Source organism: Chitinophaga sp. SYP-B3965 (assembly GCF_009647655.1).
Taxonomy (GTDB): Bacteria; Bacteroidota; Bacteroidia; order Chitinophagales; family Chitinophagaceae; genus Chitinophaga.
Window position 1 is genome coordinate 226,648 of sequence record NZ_WJFD01000007.1, and the last position, 16,966, is coordinate 243,613.

Annotated in this window: 13 protein-coding genes; 6 read left to right on the forward strand and 7 right to left on the reverse strand. The window is 45.7% G+C overall.

The annotated features are described in order from the left end of the window. Nucleotides 1-14 precede the first annotated feature (14 nt). Both GFS24_RS27260 and GFS24_RS27265 read right to left on the reverse strand, forming a co-directional pair. On the reverse strand, nucleotides 15-962 hold the full coding sequence (locus tag GFS24_RS27260; RefSeq protein WP_153665358.1) for a nitronate monooxygenase family protein: 948 nt from the start codon (nucleotides 960-962) through the stop codon (nucleotides 15-17). Nucleotides 963-1,069: 107 nt separating this feature from the next. Then, complete coding sequence (locus GFS24_RS27265; protein WP_153665360.1) at nucleotides 1,070-2,062, reverse strand: sugar phosphate nucleotidyltransferase; 993 nt, start codon at nucleotides 2,060-2,062, stop codon at nucleotides 1,070-1,072. Between the two features lie 218 nt (nucleotides 2,063-2,280). Here GFS24_RS27265 and glyA point away from each other — a divergent pair, with 218 nt between their 5' ends. Then, nucleotides 2,281-3,561, forward strand: coding sequence for a serine hydroxymethyltransferase (gene glyA, locus GFS24_RS27270; RefSeq protein ID WP_153665362.1), 1,281 nt, complete (start codon nucleotides 2,281-2,283; stop codon nucleotides 3,559-3,561). Nucleotides 3,562-3,923: 362 nt separating this feature from the next. Here the strand turns inward: glyA and GFS24_RS27275 are convergent, their stop codons facing one another. After that, nucleotides 3,924-6,284, reverse strand: a complete 2,361-nt coding sequence (locus GFS24_RS27275) for a PDZ domain-containing protein (protein WP_153665364.1) — start codon at nucleotides 6,282-6,284, stop codon at nucleotides 3,924-3,926. 149 nt (nucleotides 6,285-6,433) lie between these two features. On the opposite strand from GFS24_RS27275, the gene GFS24_RS27280 reads away from it, so the two are divergent. Genes GFS24_RS27280 through GFS24_RS27295 form a run of 4 tightly spaced genes read left to right on the forward strand, consistent with a single transcriptional unit; the run spans nucleotide 6,434 to nucleotide 9,304 of the window. Continuing rightward, on the forward strand, nucleotides 6,434-7,273 hold the full coding sequence (locus GFS24_RS27280; protein ID WP_153665366.1) for an ATP-binding cassette domain-containing protein: 840 nt from the start codon (nucleotides 6,434-6,436) through the stop codon (nucleotides 7,271-7,273). A 12-nt stretch (nucleotides 7,274-7,285) separates the two neighbouring features. Beyond that, complete coding sequence (locus GFS24_RS27285; RefSeq protein ID WP_153665368.1) at nucleotides 7,286-8,140, forward strand: hypothetical protein; 855 nt, start codon at nucleotides 7,286-7,288, stop codon at nucleotides 8,138-8,140. 12 nt (nucleotides 8,141-8,152) lie between these two features. After that, nucleotides 8,153-8,527 (forward strand): GntR family transcriptional regulator, encoded by a 375-nt coding sequence (locus GFS24_RS27290; RefSeq protein ID WP_153665370.1) that lies wholly within the window; start codon nucleotides 8,153-8,155, stop codon nucleotides 8,525-8,527. Between the two features lie 24 nt (nucleotides 8,528-8,551). Next, nucleotides 8,552-9,304, forward strand: a complete 753-nt coding sequence (locus GFS24_RS27295) for a hypothetical protein (protein WP_153665372.1) — start codon at nucleotides 8,552-8,554, stop codon at nucleotides 9,302-9,304. Between the two features lie 60 nt (nucleotides 9,305-9,364). Here the strand turns inward: GFS24_RS27295 and GFS24_RS27300 are convergent, their stop codons facing one another. From GFS24_RS27300 to secA, 4 genes are all read right to left on the reverse strand, one after another. Further along, nucleotides 9,365-10,540, reverse strand: a complete 1,176-nt coding sequence (locus GFS24_RS27300) for a M20 family metallopeptidase (RefSeq protein WP_153665374.1) — start codon at nucleotides 10,538-10,540, stop codon at nucleotides 9,365-9,367. After that, nucleotides 10,537-10,965 carry an SPOR domain-containing protein gene (locus GFS24_RS27305; protein ID WP_153665376.1) on the reverse strand — a complete coding sequence of 143 codons (429 nt, stop codon included), beginning with the start codon at nucleotides 10,963-10,965 and terminating at the stop codon, nucleotides 10,537-10,539. The genes GFS24_RS27300 and GFS24_RS27305 overlap by 4 nt, the downstream gene beginning before the upstream one ends. A 347-nt stretch (nucleotides 10,966-11,312) precedes the next feature. Further along, complete coding sequence (gene deoC / locus GFS24_RS27310; RefSeq protein WP_153665378.1) at nucleotides 11,313-11,972, reverse strand: deoxyribose-phosphate aldolase; 660 nt, start codon at nucleotides 11,970-11,972, stop codon at nucleotides 11,313-11,315. A 97-nt stretch (nucleotides 11,973-12,069) separates the two neighbouring features. Further along, nucleotides 12,070-15,381 carry a preprotein translocase subunit SecA gene (gene secA / locus GFS24_RS27315; protein WP_153665380.1) on the reverse strand — a complete coding sequence of 1,104 codons (3,312 nt, stop codon included), beginning with the start codon at nucleotides 15,379-15,381 and terminating at the stop codon, nucleotides 12,070-12,072. 344 nt (nucleotides 15,382-15,725) lie between these two features. On the opposite strand from secA, the gene GFS24_RS27320 reads away from it, so the two are divergent. After that, nucleotides 15,726-16,961, forward strand: coding sequence for a sugar MFS transporter (locus GFS24_RS27320; RefSeq protein WP_153665382.1), 1,236 nt, complete (start codon nucleotides 15,726-15,728; stop codon nucleotides 16,959-16,961). Nucleotides 16,962-16,966: the final 5 nt, after the last annotated feature.

Here is a 16,966-nt window from a genome sequence, read left to right on the forward strand (position 1 = left end):
GTACAGTTTGTTTTCTATTCAGCTATTCGTTTCCTCACTAAATTAAACTCCTCCCATATTTCATGCAGCACATCTGCTGCTGGTTTAATATCTTTTATCAAAGCAGCTACCTGCCCTATCTCTAATTCTCCTTCTTCCAGCAAACCTTCGAACATACCTTTTTTTGCTCTGCCGCGGCCAAGTAATGAGGTGAGCTCTTCAGGAGAGGCGCCTTCCATTTCAGCTTTCCGTACGGCTTCAAAGAATGCATTCTTTAACAAGCGTACGGGTGCTAATTTTTTCAGTGATAAGAGTGTATCTCCTTCACCGGATTTCACTACGGCTTCCTTGAAATGCAGATGGGAAGAGGCTTCTGGCGTGGCTACAAATCTGCTGCCTACTTGTACTCCTGATGCTCCTAAGGCAAAAGCTGCAGCCATGGCCCTTCCGGAGCCGATACCGCCTGCTGCTATCACAGGAATGGTTACTTCATCTGCTACTGCGGGGATCAATATCATGGAGGTAGTTTCTTCTCTGCCGTTGTGGCCTCCGGCTTCAAAACCTTCTGCTACTACAGCATCTACTCCTGCTTCCTGGCTCTTCAGTGCAAACTTAGAACTGGAAACCACATGCACTACTTTGATGCCATGTTCTTTGAGCGTGGATGTCCAGGTTTTAGGATTGCCGGCGGAAGTGAAAACAATCTTCACTCCTTCTTCTATAATGATCTGAATGTGTTTGTCAATGTCCGGGTAAAGGAGTGGTACGTTTACGCCGAAAGGCTGTTTCGTGGCCTGTTTGCACTTTTGGATATGTTCTCTCAGTACATCAGGATACATACTGCCGGAGCCTATTAATCCAAGTCCCCCGGCGTTGGATACTGTACTGGCTAAACGCCAGCCACTGGCCCATATCATTCCGGCCTGGATGATAGGATACTGGATATTGAAAAGTCTGGTTACGCTATTGCTAAATTCAGCCATGCGGCAATTTAAAAATTTACCCCCTCCAAACAAAAAAATACCTCATTACCAATAGAAGCCCCCTGCTAAAAAAGAAAGAAAAACCGCCCTCTCCGGCGCGGCAAACGCTATCCCAGATCAATCTCCGTATTGTCTCCAATATTGAGGCTCTGACTCAACCCACGGATATTAGCATCACTGCCAATCAAGGAAGATTTCAGTACCACTTCATAAAGATTACTGAAGGAGCCGATGATAGAATCTTTCACAATGGAATAGCTGATCACGGTATTATCTCCGATGGCAACATTGGGCCCGATAATACTATTCTTAATATTACAGCCTTCCCCAATACTTACAGGAGGAATGATGATGGTATTCTCATAAGGCAATACCGGGTTGGTAGCCAGTTTGTATTTCTTAAGGAGGATGGCGTTGGTTTCCAGCAGGGTTTCTTTCCTTCCGCAATCAAACCAGTTGTTCACTTTGAAAGCATTGAACTGCACGCCATGCTGGATCATGCATTCCAGGGCATCCGTGAGCTGGAACTCATCATGAGAGCGCAGCTGCTTTTGCACATTATCTTCCAGGCACTGGTACATCTGTTCGGTTTCACGGATCTTGTACATGCCCACCAATGCGAGATTGGATTTAGGGATCTGGGGTTTTTCTATTACCCTGCTGATAGTGCCGGACTCATGTAATTCCGCTACACCAAAGTTGCGGGGATCGTCTACTTTTTTTACACCCAGCAGGGAATGCGGGGCATTGATCACTTCTTTGAAATCACACTCTACGATGGTATCTCCCAATACGATCAGGATCTCATCATTCTTTACCACTTCCCTGGTGAGGAGGATAGCGTGGCCTGTACCTTCCCGGGAATTTTGCTGTACAAAATGGGTGGTAAGGTCCGGGTATTTCTTCTCTACATAATGCTGGATCTTTTCGCCGAGGTAGCCTACTACGAACACAAATTCACGGATCCCTGCTTCTACCAGCTGATCAACGATGATGCTGAGAATGGTTCTGCCAGCCAAAGGTATCAATGCCTTGGGTTGCGTATAAGTATGTGGTCGCAGCTTGGTGCCGGCACCTGCTACTGGAATTATCGCCTTCATGTATTGGATTTAGAAATGGTTCACTGCTCAGATAAACCTTGTCACATTACTATTCGCGGGCAAATTACGTAATCAATTATTAATAATGAATTAGGTTTTACGATTATCCTATTTGTATTAGGAATAAAATAAATATAACCCAACACTTCTTTTCTTCAATTCCTAATTCTTATTTAATGAGAAGATGTTTAATTTTGCGTCTTAAATTTTCCTTCACCATGCAAAGAGACCAGCAGATATTTGATATCATTGGCCAGGAACTGGAAAGGCAGCGCCATGGCATTGAACTGATAGCTTCGGAGAACTTTACCAGCTTGCAGGTTATGCAGGCCATGGGTAACGTTATGACCAATAAATACGCGGAAGGTTATCCCGGGCGCCGTTATTACGGTGGCTGCGAGATAGTGGACCTCAGCGAACAACTGGCCATTGACCGGGCTAAACAGATCTTTGGCGTTGATTATGTGAATGTTCAGCCGCACTCCGGCGCACAAGCCAATGCCGCTGTATTACTGGCAATCCTCCAGGCGGGAGACAAGATCCTGGGTCTTGATCTGAGCATGGGTGGTCACCTTACACACGGTTCTGCCGTAAACTTCTCCGGTAAATTGTACCAGCCCTTCTTTTATGGCGTGAACAAGGAAACCGGCCTGGTAGAATACGACAAAATGGAAGAGGTGGCTTTACAGGAAAAGCCGAAAGTGATCATTTGTGGTGCTTCTGCATACAGCCGCGATTGGGATTATGCCCGTATCCGTGCTATTGCTGATAAAATAGGTGCTTTTGTGATGGCAGATATCGCACATCCTGCGGGTCTGATCGCTAAAGGGTTACTGAATTCTCCTTTTGCACATTGCCATTTTGTGACCACTACTACCCACAAAACCCTCCGTGGTCCTCGTGGTGGTATGATCATGATGGGCAAGGACTTTGAAAATCCATTCGGCCTGAAAACACCAAAAGGTGAAGTTCGCCTGATGAGCAACCTGCTGGATATGGCGGTTTTCCCCGGTATCCAGGGTGGTCCGCTGGAACACGTGATTGCAGCAAAGGCAGTGTCCTTCTTCGAAATATTATCTGATGAATATGATGTGTATGCCCGCCAGATGGTACGTAACGCTCAGGCTTTGTCTCGCGCGTACCTGGAGAAAGGCTACCAGATCGTTTCAGGTGGTACAGATAACCACTTGTTACTGATAGATCTCCGCAACAAGAACATCTCCGGTAAAAAAGCAGAGCAGGTGCTCGTACAGGCTGATCTTACCGTGAACAAGAACATGGTGCCTTTTGATGATAAATCACCTTTCGTTACTTCCGGTATCCGTGTTGGTGTACCTGCTGTTACTACCCGTGGTTTGAAAGAAGAGCACATGCCACTGATCGTGAATTGGATGGACAAACTGCTGATGGATGCAGACAATAATGATACGATCCTGAAAGTACGTGGTGAGGTAAATGAGTTTATGAAACAATTCCCGCTGTATCCTGAAATGGGTTAAGCGTTTGATATTTGATAATAAAAAAGAAGGCTGCTCTCACAAGGGCAGCCTTCTTTTTATTTAGTAATACTAAATAAATGACCCCTTTGCGATCCTATAGGAATATCAAAGAGCAGTCAAACACTGACCCTATGTCAAGGGTTTACAAATACTAAAAAGAGCGGTTGCCTGGATAGGGGCAATCGCTCTTTCTTTTGATGGTATATAATAACGGTATTATTGCCTTATATTTATCGTTAAAGTAAATTATATGTTTCAAAATATCGGCATGACCGAATTACTAATCATCTTATTATTTTTCCTCGGAATACTCCTGGTTGTTATTGGTTTTCGGGCGATCCTGAAGATGAGGAAATGATCCGCTATTTCTTTACCGTTAGTTCAAACGGCTGCTGATTGCGGAACACTTCTACTTTCACTTCCTGCTTCCAGGCATGTTGCTGATAAAGCCGGATATATTCCAGGGCATTTTTCACTTTATCGGTTTCCACTTTCAGCACCACATCGCCTGTTTTAAATCCATTCTTCGCGGCTTCACTTTTTTCAGGAACTTTTACAAAGTAAGCACCCTGCTCGTCCGGTAAACCTGTGGCAGAACGTTCGCCTAATCCTTCAATATTTTTCACGGTGGCGCCTCTCCAGGTAAAGGTGGCATTGGCGCCGGCTTTTTGAGAATACAGTTCTTTGGGTAATGGTACAGGTGCTGCTTTGGCTTGTAGTTTTTTAATACGTACACCAAATTCATTCATCGGAAAATTCTTAAATCCTACGGCTAATGCTTTGCTGCCGGGCTTTACACGGTAATCTCCTTTTGCAAAATCCATGAACTGCGGATTGCCTGCCAGGGAATGCGCATCTGTTCCATCAGCCTGTGCAGCAGCTAATGCAGCCGCATCCGGGAAGAAATTATGATCTACTTCTTTGCCCCATACTTCTACACGAATAGGTTTGTAAGCAGTGGTCACAATATTATGGGTGAATATATCGCCGCTATTCTTAAACCATACATGCGGATGAAAAGAATTATTGATCATGATATTATTCTCTACGATCCGGAAGAAACCTTCCCGCAGTTTAAGCCCGCCATTCAGGCAAACATTATTATAGATGCGGTAGTTGGAAGAGCCATCATCCAGATCAATATCCCAGCCATGATCACAACGGAAACGGTTATGGCGGATCACGGTTTGTGTGATGGCATCCAGTGTTACCAGATCTATGTTGGCAGTGGTGGCACTGTCCATTACGCGGCGGTTCGGATGCCAGAAGCGATCCCTGCCCCATGAGTTGAATGCGCCATGGTCGCCGGTTTCGAGAACGGTGTTGTACACGTCATTATGTTCAATGATGTGGCCTCCCCAGGTACCTTCGTTGATATTGATACCAGCACGGGGTACATCATGGATGGTATTCCAGGCTACCTTGATATTCATGGACATGGAAATGTGTACACCGGCAGATTGTTTTTCTACTTCGCCTGTGTATTGGATTAGATTATCCTTTGCATCACATTGTTTGGGATAGTTATCATTCAGCGGGCCTTTTTCAAAATCCATTTTAGTGAAGGGAACAAAAGTGTTGTATTCAAAAGCAGGAGAACGAACGGCTTCAGCACTTCCTACAAATGCAATGCCACTGGCGCCTGCTTTGTAGATATGGCAACTGTCTATATTTACATGGCGGTTGTAGTTGTTCACGAAGATGGCATTACCACCTACTTCATTGAATACACAATTGCTCACATAACAGAACTCTGCACCTTCTATCAATAAGGCGCCTCCACGATAAATTGCCCAGTCGCTGCGCAGGAGGGGTTCTTTTGTTTCCATGAAGGTCCTAGCGTTGCCGGCAAATTGCAGGTTGTTCAGGATCACTTGTTTTACCGGTGTTTTGGCGGTTCCTTTAATGGAGATGAGTTCTTTCAGTACGGCATAACTCACCGTAGCGGGTAAAACACCGGCTTGTGGTTTATAATATAAGTAATGTTCTTTTGCATCAAAGTACCATTCATGAGGAGCATCCAGTTCTTCCAGCACATTTTCTACAAAACGGTTCGTCGGATGTAATCCCATCTGCCGGTTGTTCTGCCAGCCGCCTTCTAAAATGGCTTCGCCTTTATCATCCACGCCTGTTATCTTATAATGATAACCTCCCCATTCTGCACGGTGTAAAGCATGCACGGTAGCGCCAACCGGTTGTTTCCAGGTTTTGATCCTTTCCGGAGAAATAGCATCTGCGGCAACACCATGATAAAAGCGGGCACTGGAATCGTAATTGGGATAACGGGCCAGGATCTGCTGTTTGCCATTGATGAATAAACGATCCATGGAGGTAACGGAGGCGGGTACTGGACTCCGGTAAATTCCCTGCTGCCAGGTTTGCCATGTTGTTTTTAAAGGTTGTGCGCCACTGAGGATGGCGGTTTCACCAGGATAGCCCATAATGAAAAGCACGTTTTGCATGGAGCCATTGTCTTCCGGCGTTAGTACCAGTGTGCTATCCAGGTAATAAGTGCCGCCACGCAGGATCACCTGTATACTGGCATCTTTATTTTTTAAACGGGCTGCCCGCCACAGTTGCTGTGCGCGGTGTAAACTGGCCACCGGCTTTTCTTTGGTGCCGGCATTTTCATTAGCTCCGGAGGTGGACACATAGATACGCTGTGTTTGACCTAATGCCGGTAGTGCTATCATACAAAGGTAGAGTGGAATCCATTTCAGCATAGATACTAAGTTAAATCCTTATTTATCAATAGGATGGTACTAAATGAACTATTCCTTCCAGAAAAATATCCCGGGAAATATTTGGCGGATTGGAAAATACCTGTACATTTACAGTGTACTAGTTAAGTAGTACACTAAAACATGAAGCGATGATAATATCCCTGCAACATCTTCATTTTCATTACCGAAAGGCACAGCCTGTACTGGAGAATGTTAACCTCTCCCTGGCGCCTGGCCGGATCTATGGTTTACTGGGAAGGAACGGAGCGGGCAAGAGCAGTTTGCTGTATCAGCTCTGTGGTCTTTTATTTCCTACTTCAGGGGAATGTAAGGTAATGGGGTATGAACCTGCCAAAAGGTTACCTGCTTTTTTGCAACAGGTGTACCTGTTACCAGAATCTTTCCATCTGCCGGATATGAACATCACCCAATACCTCCGGCTCTTTGCTCCTTTTTATCCTTCCTTTGATCACGACGCATTTAAAAGGCACCTGGTTGCTTTTGAGATCCCCCGGGAGCAAAGTCTACAGGCTCTCAGCCACGGAGAGCAGAAGAAAGTGCTGATCAGTTTTGCATTGGCTACCCGCGCAAAGGTCCTGTTAATGGATGAGCCCACCAATGGACTGGACATTCCTTCTAAACGCCAGTTTCGAAAAGTGATTGCCGGCTGCCTGGAACCGGATCAGTGTATGATCATCAGCACACACCAGGTAAAAGATCTGGATAGCCTCATAGATGAAGTACTGATCCTGGAAGGGCATGGCATCCTGTTGCAGGAGTCTGTTTCCCGTATCACCGAAAAGCTCTCCTTCCGCCAGGTAATGAGTTTGGAAGAATCAGAAGCGCCGATCTATAGTGAAGGTGCGTTAAAAGGTTATGTGGTAGTAGCTGTGAACCGGCAGGCAGAACATTCCCGGCTGGATATGGAAATGTTCTTCAATGCGGTGATGGTGGAAAAAGAAAAGATCCTCTCCCTGTTCCAACAATAAAAATATTCCTATATGCAATTTTCTTTTGCCCGTTTCTCGTACTTATTCAAATTGCAGCTGGCAGCAAACCGTAAGCTGTATCTGCTGTCTATGGCTGCTATGGCAGGTGTCATGCTCTGTTTTATGTTCCTGAGCGTTTTTACTTCTAAAAATGGTTTTCAATTTGAGAACCAAATAGATTTTGTAACAGTTGCCCTGATCCTATCCGGTGCTTTTTTTGCCTCTCTTATCTTTACGCAGTATGGGGATAAAGACAAGCGGATTCAGTCTATCCTTTTGCCGGTTTCCAATGCGGAACGGCTGGCAGTTGCGGTGCTCTTCGTCTTCTTTCTTTTCCCGATTGTTTTCCTGTTGCTGTACTTTATTTGTATTGCAATAGTTAATACAGTAGATGTACAAGTATTAGGCAACAGGAATGATATCTATATGCTGGGCGGAATAGAGGGTCAGTATTTACTCATGACATTTGGTTTGGTGCAGTCTGTGGCTTTACTGGGTGCTATCTGGTTCAGGCGGTTCACATTTGTGAAGACGATAGTACTGGTTTGTTTAACAGCCATATTTATTGCCGGTGCGAATGACGTGATCAATAAAGTGGTAGTGAAGGACGCCAGTGCAAAAGTGGCGGGTTACCATGCTAAAGTGAATAAACTACCTTTTCCTGTCCGGTATGAAATAGTTGGCTCATCGCCTTACCGCAGCATGCGTTTCTCCGGGAAGAGCGAGTATGGGTATTATATAGATGGGAGCTCTTACTGGCTTTCATTACCGGATCACCAGATGCTGTTTTTTCTCATCTTCCTTGGACTGATCCCGCTATTCTTTTTCTACGTGACACTTGCTAAGCTCCGGGAGCAGCAACTCTAAAACAGATCGATCATGGAATTCAATAATACTCAGGCCATCTACCTGCAAATTGCAGATTACGTTTGTGATCAGGTGCAGTTGCAACATTGGCCACCGGAAGGAAAAGTACCCTCTGTAAGGGAGCTGGCCGTGAACCTGGAAGTAAATCCCAATACCATTATGCGGTCCTACGAATACTTGCAGCAGCAGGGGATCATCTATACCCGCCGCGGATTAGGATATTATGTAAGTGAGGATGCGCTCCGCAAAGTAATTGCATTACGTAAAGAACAATTCTTACAGGAAGAATTACCACAGTTCTTCCGGAAGATGTTCCTGCTGGGGGTTGAGTTAGATGAGTTAAAGGCACGCTTTGAGAAATTCAAAACCCGCCAGGCGAAAGCTTAAACATTTATTTAAAAAGAACTTCGCATGAAAACAAGTAATAAACTCCTTATCGTTCTGTTCTTCTTTGTCGTTATTACACTCGTGCTCTTTAACGTGCTGCTCAACGTACAATTAAAGGCAGGTAACCTTTCCAGTGAATATCAGAAAACAACCCGTTCAACGGTTACTATGAAGCCATTTCAGCATGTTGTATATGATGGCCGGCAGTATCTGCACCAATCCCGCAGCAGCCAAAGTTGGGTAAGCCGGACCATTCATCTGAGCGTAGGTGATAGAAATAAACATGAGCTGGAGATACCTTCAAATTTTGAACCGATCTTAAGGTACCATTATCAGGGAGATACTTTATTTATCGGCTTTAGCAGCGAAGATGGTGCGTTTGGCCGTGCTGATTATATACCGGATGGGAGCATACCGCTGCGTCTTTTTGCCCCCGCGTTATCTTCTGTTGCTTCCGTTGGTGGCATCATGAATGTTGACCGGATCCGTCAGCAAGAGCCATTGGCCTTACATCTGGCCAATTCAGCTAATTTCATGCTGTTAGGGTTGGATATACCGGTACTGCAACTGCATGCAGATTCAAATGCGCAGGTGATGGTGGTTGATAACAGTCATGTTGATACGCTGGCGCTTACGATGGGTAAAAGTACTGGCATCACTTTCGTTACGCCTAATAATATTAAAAACATACTTCCCGTGCAATTGGATAGTACCGCGAGGATCAGGGTGGATGGGAAAGCGGCGGATATGAAAACGTACTTACAAAAAACGCAATAATTCTAGTCTCTCTATGAATGTATTACCGTTCCGATATTCATCGGAACGGTTTTTTTATTGTCAGAATTGGGTAGCGAGGTAAGCCATGGTGCCTGCTCCTATTTCCAATGCATTTTCATCAATATCAAATATCGGCGTATGCACTCCGGCTGAAATGCCACGTGCTTTATTACCTGTGCCTAATCTGAAGAAGCAGGCGGGGATCACTTGTGAGTAGAAGGAAAAATCTTCTGCCCCCATCCGCAGTTCTGTGTCCACCACATTTTCCTGGCCCATGTATTGTTCTGCCAAAGTACGCGCAGTCGCCGTAACAGCTTCGTTGTTATAAAGTGTTGGATAACCTACCAGGATATCAATATCTATTTCTGCTCCCATCGCATGTACCAGTTCTGTAGCATGTTTGCGGATCAGGTCATGGGCTTTGAAACGCCAGGTTTCATCCATGGCACGGAAGGTGCCCATCAGTTTTACCTCGCTGGGGATCACATTAGTGGTGAATCCGCCATTGAAAGCGCAGATGGATAATACAGAAGGGGAGAAAGGATCATTGTTCCTGCTGATGATCTGCTGCAGGCTCACAATGAGATTGGAGGCAATGAGAATAGTATCTGCCGTGAGATGTGGTGCGGCAGCATGACCGCCTTTTCCTTTCACAGTAATATAAATCTCATCTGCACTGGCCATGTATTTTCCTGCGCGGAATCCGAGTTTGCCGGTTTCCATAGCGGGTAATACATGCAAACCCAGGATGGCCTGTGGTTTGGGATTTTCCAGGGCGCCGTCTTTGATCATCAGGCTGGCTCCTCCGGGGTGTTTTTCTTCTCCCGGCTGGAATAATATTTTCACGGTACCTTCAAATTCATCTTTCACCTGTTGCAGGATGCGGGCTGCGCCGAGTACAACTGTTGTATGTACATCATGGCCACAGGCATGCATTACGCCGGGGTTCTTAGATTTATAAGGTACATCGTTGGCTTCTTCAATGGGCAATGCATCTATATCTCCTCTTAAGGCAATGATCTTTTTGGAAGGGTTCTTTCCTTCTATGAGGGCCACTACACCTGTTCCTGCTACACCTGCTCTATAGGAGATGCCGTATTCATCCAGTTTTGCCTGGATAAATTTAGATGTTTCGTATTCCTGGAAAGACAGTTCAGGATGGGAGTGGAGGTGATGCCTGCAAGCTATCAGGTCAGGCGCATATTGCCTGGCCAGGGATTGGATCCGGTTCTTCATTCTATTTCTTTTTCCGGTGACACGTTGATGATAGCCGGTACTACAAATACGCCGCCGGTAAACTGGGTGGATAGTTTATCCCTTAGTTCGGTGGCTTCTTCGCGGGTTTTGAAATCGCCTATGCGCACTTTGAAATATGGGGCCTGGAAATCCAGGTAGGTGCGGTATTCCGGGTATAACTGCATCACTTTGGCTTTGGCGTCACTGGCTTCATTCCTTCTGTTGCTGGAATGGATCTGTACGCGGAAGCCTGGTTGGTTGCGGATAGCCAGGGTGTTGATATAGATCTGTTTTTTGATCAGCACGTCTATGCGGCTGTCTTTTGATACTTTAACGCTTCCTTCTGCATTGGCGCTATCCTGTGCTCGTACAGTGGTAACTGCAGCGAGCATCAAAAGAAATAAACAGCCTGTTCTATAGAGCATATGTAAATCGTTTGTTTTTTCTGAGTTGTACACGCTGCCCTTCGGGCAGGCGTGGGGGATTTTTTATTTGAATGATGCCTATCTCCCGTTGGCATTTATTTCATCTGCACTGTGCCTGTCTGTTGGCGTTCGCTTCTTTCATTTGCACGCTGCCCTGCGGGCAGGCGTGGGTGTTTTTTTATTTGAATGATGCCTATCTCCGTTGGCATTTATTTCATCTGCACTGTGCCTGTCTGTTGACGTTCGTTTGTTTCATTTGCACGCTGCCCTGCGGGCAGGCGTGGGTATTTTTTATTTGAACGGTGCTTGTTTGCCGGCGTTTGCTTTTTTCATCTGCACGATGCCTATTAGCCCGCATTCGCCTGTTTCATAATCTCTACACTCGCACTTGCTCCAATCCGGGTGGCGCCGGCGGCTATTAGTTCCTGGGCAAAGGCAAAGGTACGAATCCCTCCGGAAGCCTTTATTTGAATATTAGCAGGTAAATGTTTACGCATTAATGCCACGGCTTCTACACTGGCTCCTTTTTCCGCATACCCGGTGGACGTTTTTACGAAGTCCACCCCGTGTTTTGCATATAATTCGCAACATCTTATGATCTCTTCCTCCAATAATATGCCACTTTCAATAATCACCTTTATTACCCGCTGTTTATTCCGGATCAGGGGCATTACGGTGGCTATTTCTTTTTCCACGTAACCCCAGTCCCCATTGCGGATAGCCAGGATATTGGCTACCATGTCCAGCTCGTCTGCTTCATCAATAATAGATAGAACACTTTCTGCTACTTTCGCTTCTATGGCAGAATAACCAAAGGGGAAACCTACTACGGTGGCCACTTTGGTGGTGGTATTACCTACAAATGTTTTAGCGAGTTTGACGAAGGGAGGAGGAATGCAAACAGCTGCAAAATCATACTCTACAGCTTCCATGCAGAGATGTTTGATATCCTCCAGAGTGGTGGTGGGCTTCAGTATTGTATGGTCTATGTAGCGGTTTAATTTCATAGCGGGTTTTTCTTAAAACATAACGGAGTTACACAGATGACCTGGGTAACTCCGTATGCAATTATTGAAATATCGTGCAATTATTGCATGGTAAAATTTAAGCGTCTTTACCGTGGCAGGCTTTGAACTTTTTACCACTGCCGCATGGACAAGGATCGTTACGGCCTACTTTTGGTCCAACACGTACTGGTTCAGGACGGTGTTGTTCTTCTACCGGCGCATATTCCTGTTCACGTTGCTGTGGTGCTCCGCCATTTTCAAACTCCTGATGTGAAGCACGCATACGGCTCATATCGGTTTTTTGCTCATGGCCTTCTGTGATCTCATCTTCTCCCTGGCTGCCGGGGATACCAGCTTTGCAAAGGAACGCCACGATCTCTTTACTGTTTTCCGCACTCATTTGCTTGAACAACTGGAAGGCTTCAAACTTGTAGATCAGCAATGGATCCTTTTGTTCGTAAACGGCACTTTGTACAGATTGTTTCAGATCATCCATGGCGCGCAGGTGTTCTTTCCAGGCATCATCTATCAATGCGAGGGTGATACTGCGTTCCAGGGCTGCAACAGTTTCGCGGCCTTGTGTTTCCACTACTTTTTTCAGTGGCGCCAGCACGTTAATGCCTTTCTTGCCATCTGTAAATGGAATGGAGATATTTTCAATGTGCTGACCTTGTTCCTCGTAGATCTTTTTGATCACGGGGAGGGTGCCATGCATCACTTCTGTTGTTCTGCGGGTATAATTGTGGGTAGCTTCTCCGTAAAGTTTTTCTGCTATTTCCTGTACGTTTCCTTTGTTCAGTTCATCCTGTGTGATGGCAGTATCTACTGCAAAGTTCAGGATCACATCGAGCTTAAAGGTTTCGTAGTCGCCGGTTTCACGGTGTGTGGTTACCAAACCTTCTGCCACTTCGTAGAAAGCGTTATCGATATCGATGGACAGTCTTTCACCTAAGAGGGCGTGGTTACGTTTGGAATAGATAACGGAACGTTGTTTGTTCATCACGTCATCATACTCCAGGAGGCGTTTACGGATACCGAAGTTATTTTCCTCTACTTTCTTCTGAGCTCTTTCAATGGAACGGGTGATCATGCTGTGCTGGATCACTTCTCCTTCTTTATATCCCATCCTGTCCATCAGTGAAGCAATGCGGTCTGAACCGAACATGCGCATCAGGTCATCTTCCAGTGATACAAAGAACTGAGAGGTACCGGGATCTCCCTGACGTCCTGCACGACCACGCAACTGGCGATCCACACGACGGCTTTCGTGACGTTCTGTACCAATGATGGCCAAACCGCCGGCTTCTTTTACACCAGGCCCGAGTTTAATGTCCGTACCACGACCAGCCATGTTGGTGGCGATGGTTACAGCAGCAGGCAAACCAGCTTCTGCAACGATCTGTGCTTCACGGGCATGTTGTTTGGCGTTCAATACATTGTGAGGGATCTTTTCGAAAGCGAGCATTTTGCCGAGTAACTCAGATACTTCCACGGAGGTAGTACCCACCAGTACAGGGCGTCCTGCTTTTTGCAAACCTTTGATCTCTTCTATTACTGCTTTGTATTTATCTCTTTTGGTTTTGTACACCAGGTCTTCCGCATCTTTACGTGTGATGGGGAGGTTGGTAGGGATGGTGATCACATCCAGTTTGTAGATCTCCCAGAACTCACCGGCTTCTGTGGTTGCTGTACCGGTCATACCGGCCAGCTTGTGATACATCCGGAAGTAGTTTTGCAGGGTGATGGTGGCAAAGGTTTGTGTAGCGGCTTCTACCTTTACATTTTCCTTTGCTTCAATCGCCTGGTGTAAACCATCTGAGTAACGGCGGCCATCCAGGATACGACCTGTCTGCTCATCTACGATCTTCACTTTTCCGTCCATTACCACATACTCTACGTCTTTATCAAATAAAGTGTAGGCTTTCAGTAATTGTTGTACGGAGTGGATACGTTCAGATTTAATGGCGAAGTCCTGCAACAGCTGGTCTTTCCTTTGCAGTCTTTCTTCTGCGGTGAGGTCCAGTTTTTCCAGTTCTGCTATTTCAGAACCCACATCGGGCATGAGGAAGAAGTTTGGATCTTCTCCGGCGCCGGTGATGAGGGCAATACCTTTTTCTGTGAGGTCTACGCTGTTGTTCTTTTCTTCGATGTGGAAGTAAAGACCTTCGTCAACTTTCGGCATTTCCCTTTGCTGATCCGCGATGTAATAGTTCTCTGCTTTTTGTTGCAGCACTTTCACGCCGGGTTCGCTCAAATATTTAATAGTAGCGCTGTTCTTTGGAAGACCACGCCATGCACGCATCAGGGCAAGACCACCAGTTTTGGGATCATCTTTACCTTCTGCTATTAATTTCTTTGCTTCTAAGAGGTAAGCATTCACCACTTTCCTTTGCTCTTCCACCAAACGCTGGATGCGTGGTTTCAGTGCGTGGAATTCCTGTTCGTCACCACGGGGGATAGGACCGGAAATGATGAGCGGGGTCCGTGCATCATCGATCAATACGCTATCCACCTCATCCACCATAGCATAATGGTGTTTGCGTTGCACCATTTCTTCAGGGCTGTGCACCATGTTATCACGGAGGTAGTCAAAACCGAATTCGTTATTGGTACCATAGGTGATATCTGCCTGATAGGCTAAACGGCGTTCTGCAGAGTGAGGCTGGTGTTTATCGATACAATCAACAGTAATACCGAGGAATTCAAAGAGGGGGCCATTCCATTCAGAGTCACGACGGGCGAGGTAATCATTCACGGTTACGATGTGAACACCTTCACCAGCCAGTGCATTCAGGTAAGCGGGGAGGGTAGAAACAAGGGTTTTACCTTCACCTGTGGCCATTTCAGCAATTTTGCCGGAATGGAGCACACCACCACCTATCAGCTGTACATCATAGTGTACCATGTTCCAGGTCACTTCTGTACCACCGGCGATCCAGGAATTCTTCCAGGTCACTTTGTCACCTTCAATGGTCACATAATCCTTTTTAACCGCTAACTGGCGGTCCAGGTCTGTGGCTTTGGCAGTGATGGTACCATTTTCCTTGAGGCGGCGGGCGGCGTCTTTTACAACGGCAAAAGCTTCGGGGAGGATCTCTTTCAGGACCTCTTCGATCTTTTTGTCGCGTTCTTTGATCAGTTTATCTATTTCACCATAGGTGATATCTTTCGTATTTACGTCCTCATCATTTTCAGCGGAAGCTTTCTTGGCTGCAATCTCTTTGTCCGTTTCAGCCAGATGAGCTTTAATACGGGCGCGGAAATCCTGCGTTTTGGCACGCAGTTCATCAATGGTAAGGTGAGAAAGTCTTTCGTACTCATCGCTGATCTGCTTCACTACGGGTAGGATCAGTTTGATGTCTCTATCAGACTTGTTTCCACCAAAAAGCTTTGTTAAAAAACCTAGCATGTTAAAATTTTCGATTTCTTATAATAAAATGTAACCCCTGTGCAGGCAGAATATAGACAAATATTACGCCCAGACAGCTGATTGTGCCAAGGTGGCAGTAACAGTTGTCCCCTTTTCCAGAGGCTCGTAAAATTAGGAATTTTTGGGGGAAAACCTCGAAAAATGAGGTAGGGATGCGGTTTAATAGCAGTTCACCCAAAAAAATAACAAAGGAGGTACCATGCTAAATTGATGGAATGTTTAGCTAACGGGCTGTTTCCATCATAAAAAGATTTAAATATGTAAATACTTTTTATAAATTTAAACGTTTTAATTGAGCCATTGAATTTTCACAAATCACGTCTATGAAGCAAATACAGCCTAAAAAGCTTTTTTACACCAGTTGTCTTTCATTAATTGTTACAGCCATGACCTTTGCTATCCGTGCAGAGATCATGCCTGCGTGGGGCAAGGATTTTGTTTTATCGAACGAGCAAATCGGGCTGATTGCTGGTACCGCTTTCTGGGGATTCACCCTGGCGCAGATCATTGGCGGGCCCTTGATCGACGTACTGGGCATGAAAAAGATCCTGTACATCGCTTTCTTTGGACATATTGCCGGTGTGATCTTAACCATTACTTCCGTTACTTTCTGGCCTTTATTCCTGGGTACCTTATTAATAGGTATTGCAAATGGTAGTGTGGAAGCGGCTTGTAACCCATTGGTGGCCACTATTTATTCTACACAGAAAACAAAAATGCTGAACCGGTTCCACATGTGGTTCCCCGGTGGTATTGTGATCGGCGGGCTGATCGGTTTTGCCATGATGGAGCAATTACATCTTCCATGGCAGTGGCTGATGGGGGTGCTGATCGTACCTACTGTTATTTATGGTGCTTTATTCTTTACCATGGAGTTCCCGAAAACAGAAAGAGCTGCTTCCGGCGTATCTTATGGAGATATGCTGAAAGCCTGTATAGGCCCTTTATTTATTTTCATGGTGCTTTGCATGATGCTCACGGCTGCCTCAGAATTAGGTACCGGCCAGTGGATCAATGCATTATTAGGCCAGGTGGGTGTTCCGGCTATCCTGTTGCTGGTATTTATTAATGGTATCATGGCACTGGGCCGTCTTTTTGCGGGTCCGGTTGTACATAGATTAAATCCTGCAGGCATGCTGGTACTTTCTGCCATTTTTGCAACGGTTGGTTTATTCTGGCTGAGCCATGCCAGCGGGTATGTAACTTTTGCTGCAGCATTTGTATTTGCTATCGGGGTTTGTTATTTCTGGCCTACCATGCTGGGTTTTGTATCTGAATACATTCCTAAAACGGGTGCCATCGGATTAAATATTATGGGCGGTGCCGGTATGTTGTCTGTTGCTATTATCTTGCCTTTTATGGGCGGATGGTATGACAATAACAAAGCCAAAGCCCTGCAGGCGGGAGCAGATGCGGCAGCCGCCGAATTACAGGCTGGCCGTGATACCCTTACTACGGTAATGATCATGCCTGTTATCCTGATCGTGGCTTTCGGTGCTTTATATTTCAGCTTCCGTAACAAAGCCAAAGTAGAACTGACACAAACACAACCAGCGTAAAACTA

Bases quoted from the DNA above. Each gene is read 5' to 3' on its own strand.
- GFS24_RS27305 (WP_153665376.1), bottom strand. From the start codon at position 10,965: ATGCTCTATAGAACAGGCTGTTTATTTCTTTTGATGCTCGCTGCAGTT.
- GFS24_RS27295 (WP_153665372.1), top strand. From the start codon at position 8,552: ATGAAAACAAGTAATAAACTCCTTATCGTTCTGTTCTTCTTTGTCGTT.
- glyA (WP_153665362.1), top strand. From the start codon at position 2,281: ATGCAAAGAGACCAGCAGATATTTGATATCATTGGCCAGGAACTGGAA.
- GFS24_RS27265 (WP_153665360.1), bottom strand. From the start codon at position 2,062: ATGAAGGCGATAATTCCAGTAGCAGGTGCCGGCACCAAGCTGCGACCA.
- deoC (WP_153665378.1), bottom strand. From the start codon at position 11,972: ATGAAATTAAACCGCTACATAGACCATACAATACTGAAGCCCACCACC.
- GFS24_RS27300 (WP_153665374.1), bottom strand. From the start codon at position 10,540: ATGAAGAACCGGATCCAATCCCTGGCCAGGCAATATGCGCCTGACCTG.
- GFS24_RS27260 (WP_153665358.1), bottom strand. From the start codon at position 962: ATGGCTGAATTTAGCAATAGCGTAACCAGACTTTTCAATATCCAGTAT.
- secA (WP_153665380.1), bottom strand. From the start codon at position 15,381: ATGCTAGGTTTTTTAACAAAGCTTTTTGGTGGAAACAAGTCTGATAGA.
- GFS24_RS27285 (WP_153665368.1), top strand. From the start codon at position 7,286: ATGCAATTTTCTTTTGCCCGTTTCTCGTACTTATTCAAATTGCAGCTG.
- GFS24_RS27290 (WP_153665370.1), top strand. From the start codon at position 8,153: ATGGAATTCAATAATACTCAGGCCATCTACCTGCAAATTGCAGATTAC.
- GFS24_RS27275 (WP_153665364.1), bottom strand. From the start codon at position 6,284: ATGCTGAAATGGATTCCACTCTACCTTTGTATGATAGCACTACCGGCA.
- GFS24_RS27280 (WP_153665366.1), top strand. From the start codon at position 6,434: ATGATAATATCCCTGCAACATCTTCATTTTCATTACCGAAAGGCACAG.
- GFS24_RS27320 (WP_153665382.1), top strand. From the start codon at position 15,726: ATGAAGCAAATACAGCCTAAAAAGCTTTTTTACACCAGTTGTCTTTCA.